This is a genomic window from Bacillus sp. ABP14 (genome assembly GCF_001831375.1).
GTDB classification, from domain to species: Bacteria; Bacillota; Bacilli; order Bacillales; family Bacillaceae_G; genus Bacillus_A; species Bacillus_A paranthracis.
In genome coordinates, this window is record NZ_CP017016.1 from 287,501 (window position 1) to 292,500 (window position 5,000).

General features: G+C 41.5%; 3 protein-coding genes and 2 rRNA genes (2 of these 5 running past the window's edge). 2 read left to right on the forward strand and 3 right to left on the reverse strand.

All coding sequences use genetic code 11. The annotated features are described in order from the left end of the window. Both BGI23_RS01610 and rrf read left to right on the forward strand, forming a co-directional pair. Positions 1–1,825 (forward strand): 23S ribosomal RNA (locus BGI23_RS01610) (it extends 1,097 nt beyond the left edge of the window). A gap of 50 nt (positions 1,826–1,875) precedes the next feature. Beyond that, positions 1,876–1,991 (forward strand): 5S ribosomal RNA (gene rrf / locus BGI23_RS01615). Between the two features lie 611 nt (positions 1,992–2,602). Here rrf and uppP read toward each other — a convergent pair. The 3 genes in view from uppP to BGI23_RS01630 are tightly spaced (at most 17 nt apart) and all read right to left on the reverse strand, a layout consistent with a single transcriptional unit that may run on beyond the window. Beyond that, on the reverse strand, positions 2,603–3,400 hold the full coding sequence (gene uppP / locus BGI23_RS01620) for an undecaprenyl-diphosphate phosphatase UppP (protein WP_001279964.1): 798 nt from the start codon (positions 3,398–3,400) through the stop codon (positions 2,603–2,605). Positions 3,401–3,417: 17 nt separating this feature from the next. Beyond that, positions 3,418–4,155 carry an ABC transporter permease gene (locus BGI23_RS01625; RefSeq protein WP_070805108.1) on the reverse strand — a complete coding sequence of 246 codons (738 nt, stop codon included), beginning with the start codon at positions 4,153–4,155 and terminating at the stop codon, positions 3,418–3,420. Then, positions 4,148–5,000: the 3' portion of an ABC transporter ATP-binding protein gene (locus BGI23_RS01630; RefSeq protein WP_000074574.1), read on the reverse strand. The gene runs 77 nt beyond the window's last position; 853 of the gene's 930 nt are visible here — the last part of the coding sequence; its start codon lies off the right edge, out of view; the stop codon is at positions 4,148–4,150. The genes BGI23_RS01625 and BGI23_RS01630 overlap by 8 nt, the downstream gene beginning before the upstream one ends.

Sequence of the window (5,000 nt, forward strand, 5' to 3'; positions counted from 1 at the left end):
CTAGGATGTTGGCTTAGAAGCAGCCACCATTTAAAGAGTGCGTAATAGCTCACTAGTCGAGTGACTCTGCGCCGAAAATGTACCGGGGCTAAATACACCACCGAAGCTGCGGATTGATACCGAATGGTATCAGTGGTAGGGGAGCGTTCTAAGGACAGTGAAGTCAGACCGGAAGGACTGGTGGAGTGCTTAGAAGTGAGAATGCCGGTATGAGTAGCGAAAGACGGGTGAGAATCCCGTCCACCGAATGCCTAAGGTTTCCTGAGGAAGGCTCGTCCGCTCAGGGTTAGTCAGGACCTAAGCCGAGGCCGACAGGCGTAGGCGATGGACAACAGGTTGATATTCCTGTACCACCTCTTTATCGTTTGAGCAATGGAGGGACGCAGAAGGATAGAAGAAGCGTGCGATTGGTTGTGCACGTCCAAGCAGTTAGGCTGATAAGTAGGCAAATCCGCTTATCGTAAAGGCTGAGCTGTGATGGGGAAGCTCCTTATGGAGCGAAGTCTTTGATTCCCCGCTGCCAAGAAAGCTTCTAGCGAGATAAAAGGTGCCTGTACCGCAAACCGACACAGGTAGGCGAGGAGAGAATCCTAAGGTGTGCGAGAGAACTCTGGTTAAGGAACTCGGCAAAATGACCCCGTAACTTCGGGAGAAGGGGTGCTTTCTTAACGGAAAGCCGCAGTGAATAGGCCCAAGCGACTGTTTAGCAAAAACACAGCTCTCTGCGAAGCCGTAAGGCGAAGTATAGGGGGTGACACCTGCCCGGTGCTGGAAGGTTAAGGAGAGGGGTTAGCGTAAGCGAAGCTCTGAACTGAAGCCCCAGTAAACGGCGGCCGTAACTATAACGGTCCTAAGGTAGCGAAATTCCTTGTCGGGTAAGTTCCGACCCGCACGAAAGGTGTAACGATTTGGGCACTGTCTCAACCAGAGACTCGGTGAAATTATAGTACCTGTGAAGATGCAGGTTACCCGCGACAGGACGGAAAGACCCCGTGGAGCTTTACTGTAGCCTGATATTGAATTTTGGTACAGTTTGTACAGGATAGGCGGGAGCCTTTGAAACCGGAGCGCTAGCTTCGGTGGAGGCGCTGGTGGGATACCGCCCTGACTGTATTGAAATTCTAACCTACGGGTCTTATCGACCCGGGAGACAGTGTCAGGTGGGCAGTTTGACTGGGGCGGTCGCCTCCTAAAGTGTAACGGAGGCGCCCAAAGGTTCCCTCAGAATGGTTGGAAATCATTCGTAGAGTGCAAAGGCATAAGGGAGCTTGACTGCGAGACCTACAAGTCGAGCAGGGACGAAAGTCGGGCTTAGTGATCCGGTGGTTCCGCATGGAAGGGCCATCGCTCAACGGATAAAAGCTACCCCGGGGATAACAGGCTTATCTCCCCCAAGAGTCCACATCGACGGGGAGGTTTGGCACCTCGATGTCGGCTCATCGCATCCTGGGGCTGTAGTCGGTCCCAAGGGTTGGGCTGTTCGCCCATTAAAGCGGTACGCGAGCTGGGTTCAGAACGTCGTGAGACAGTTCGGTCCCTATCCGTCGTGGGCGTAGGAAATTTGAGAGGAGCTGTCCTTAGTACGAGAGGACCGGGATGGACGCACCGCTGGTGTACCAGTTGTTCTGCCAAGGGCATAGCTGGGTAGCTATGTGCGGAAGGGATAAGTGCTGAAAGCATCTAAGCATGAAGCCCCCCTCAAGATGAGATTTCCCATAGCGTAAGCTAGTAAGATCCCTGAAAGATGATCAGGTTGATAGGTTCGAGGTGGAAGCATGGTGACATGTGGAGCTGACGAATACTAATAGATCGAGGACTTAACCATATAATATGTAGCAAATGTTATCTAGTTTTGAAGGAATATGCCTTCAATAGTTTGGTGATGATGGCAGAGAGGTCACACCCGTTCCCATACCGAACACGGAAGTTAAGCTCTCTAGCGCCGATGGTAGTTGGGACCTTGTCCCTGTGAGAGTAGGACGTCGCCAAGCAACTAAAAACACAAGTCTTTTGACTTGTGTTTTTTCGTGTTTAGTAAACGATATTATACTGTTTCAATTATAGACAAACATTGCATTTTGATGTTTTAATGATGGATACAAGTTCATCCTACGCATTGAATCTAATACTATAGTCGTTATTCGGCAATATTGGTTTAATAAGGAGAATCACTGAATTGCCAAGTTGCAACAGATCCTGTTTTGTTACGGTTCCCCAATAAGTATCCCAGTTATCTCATTTTAATAAATATTTTAGTCCCTTTATAATCCTTGGGGAATTTCCTTATATGCTATGTCTTTGTGCGCATTTAAAAATTGTATCTGTGTTTTGTGAATTAAGAAAGATAATATGTTTAGAATGAATATGGTTTATAAAAAAGTTCAGCCCCTATATAGCATTGTCCAGTAGACATCCATATTAATAGAGAGATGTTTAATTCTTAAATTGTGCTGTACGGTAAAGGCTCTAATTGCTTGAAGAATATTCGGAGTGATGTATTGCCACTATGCCATATTGAAGCAAGACATACTAGAGGTGAAATAGATAAAAAACCGATATTCTAACTTGAATATCGGTTTAATAATCTGTGACTGATACGAATCTATAGCAATACGAAAAGTGTAAATAAGATAGCCAGCAAAATCCGATAATATGCAAAAGGTTTTAAACCTATCTTCTCTAAAAGCTTCAGAAAAGTTACTACTGCTAGCATTGCTACTATAAAAGAGGTAATGAACCCTACTGCAAACATAGGGATGTCATCGACACTTAAATACTTCCAGCTTTTTAGTAAGTCTAAGCTTGTAGCCCCAACCATTACAGGAAGAGCTATTAGAAAAGAGAACTCTGATGCAGTCTTATAATTTACTTTTGCTAATAGACCTCCAGAGATAGTAGATCCAGCTCTAGAAAAGCCAGGGTATACTGCTAAACATTGAAAAAATCCAATTGTTAATGCTTGACGGTATGTTAAATCGTCCAGTGAGCAGGCGGTTGCCTCTTGTTTTTTTACTTCTGCAAGGATCATAAGAATTGCCCCTGCTACAAGTCCAATCACAACAGTGTATGGCTGAAATAAGTAAGTTTTAATAACATCATGTAGTAGTAAACCAGCAACTACTGCTGGAAATACACCAAGAAATACATGGAATGCGTTGAATTTTTTCTCTTTGCGTAGAAGAGGCTTAATATTACATAAAGAAACGAGACGTTTATGATATAAAATTGCAATAGCTAAAATCGCACCTAGCTGAATAACAATTTCAAACGTTTTCGCTCTTTCTCCTTCAAAGCCTAATAAATGCCCGACTAATATAAGGTGGCCGGTAGAAGAGATAGGTAAAAATTCAGCTAACCCCTCTACTATACCGAGTATGAAGGCAATAATGATATCGCTCATAGTTTCACTCCTGAAAATTAATGAATGTCTACTCTCTTAAAATAGAATAGTGTTGCGATAAATCCGAAAATCGTTGTTGCTGCAATGATCATATAAGAATACTCTGGTGGATATGTGGGTTGTAATTCATTATTTGCGATATCTAAAGTGGCGGTCCAGGGAAATAAATCTTTATGTTTGGAATTTACGAGCATAAGATTAGTCATTGTAATAATGACTGTTAATATAATAGGCGGTACATAGCTCTTCATTATAAGAGTTAATAGAACAATAGGTGAAGACAATAGAAAAAGAAGTCCACCACAGGTTAAAAATTTTAGGAAAGAACCTAAAAGTAAAGCAGTGTTAAAACCAGGGAAGTTCCCCAATAGCCCTAATATTAAAGTAAGCGACCAAGCAACTAAAGTTAGCATCATGATCCAAAGGAAAAGAATGATGAACTTACTTATAATAAAACTAATGCGTGACACGGGGATAGTTAGTAAATTTTTTAATGTGTCTTCTGCATATTCACGGGTAAACAGATAAGCAACTACTACTCCATATAAGGGGAATCCTATAACTAAAGTAGTGTATAAGTTAACTTCAGTGAATAATTGATGGAACCAAATAGTCGGAGTTGGCTGCTTTGTTTTTATATGTATATAAGAAGCTACTACGACTAAGAAAGGCGCGACACCAGCCCCAATAATACTAATTAAAAACATATTAGAGCGTTTTAGTTTTAATAGTTCTGTATAGAGTAGGTTAACCAATTGTTCCACCTCCAACTAGCTTGGTGAAATAATCTTCTAATCTGTCTTCGCTCATCATCATTTTTAATACTTCAATATCATTTAGAACAAATGTTCTATTGATGTATCCTTGTTGCCCGAAATGAGAGTAAATGCGAATATTCCCTTCATCATGTACCTCATAATCGAAAATTTGAAATTGATTTTCTAATAGCATCGTAGCCTTACTGTCATTATTCACCTGAAATTCTATGTATTTACGGTTTGCTTTGCGTAGCGTATCAAGAGAAACTTCTTCTAGTAACTTTCCTTCGTGAATAATTCCGATACGATCAACTAACTGTTCTACCTCGGCTAATATGTGACTAGAAATGAGTATCGTTATATTCCTTTCTTGAGCTAAAGAATGAATAAGTTTTCGCATTTCTTTAATCCCGATGGGGTCTAGTCCGTTAGTTGGTTCATCTAATATGAGTAGTTCGGGATAATGGAGAAGGGCGCGTGCAATTCCTAAACGCTGCTTCATGCCTAAAGAATACTTTCCTACTAACTTTTTTGTTTCATGTTGCAAACCTACTATTTCTAACGCTTCTTCAATAGCATTCTTTTTGTGAACCCCAATTATCTTTGCGTTAATTAATAAGTTTTCTTTTGCAGTTAAGTTTTCATAAAAACCTGGAACTTCAACGATAGAACCAATTCTACTTAAAATATCTTTTTGATTTTGAAATAAGTCCTCTCCGAATATTTCGATAGTTCCACTTGTAGGCTTTATAAGACCGAGTAGCATACGAATGGTTGTTGTTTTACCAGCACCGTTACGTCCTATGAATCCATAAATCTCTCCCTGTTGAACGTTAATATTT

Bases quoted from the DNA above. Each gene is read 5' to 3' on its own strand.
- uppP (WP_001279964.1), bottom strand. From the start codon at position 3,400: ATGAGCGATATCATTATTGCCTTCATACTCGGTATAGTAGAGGGGTTA.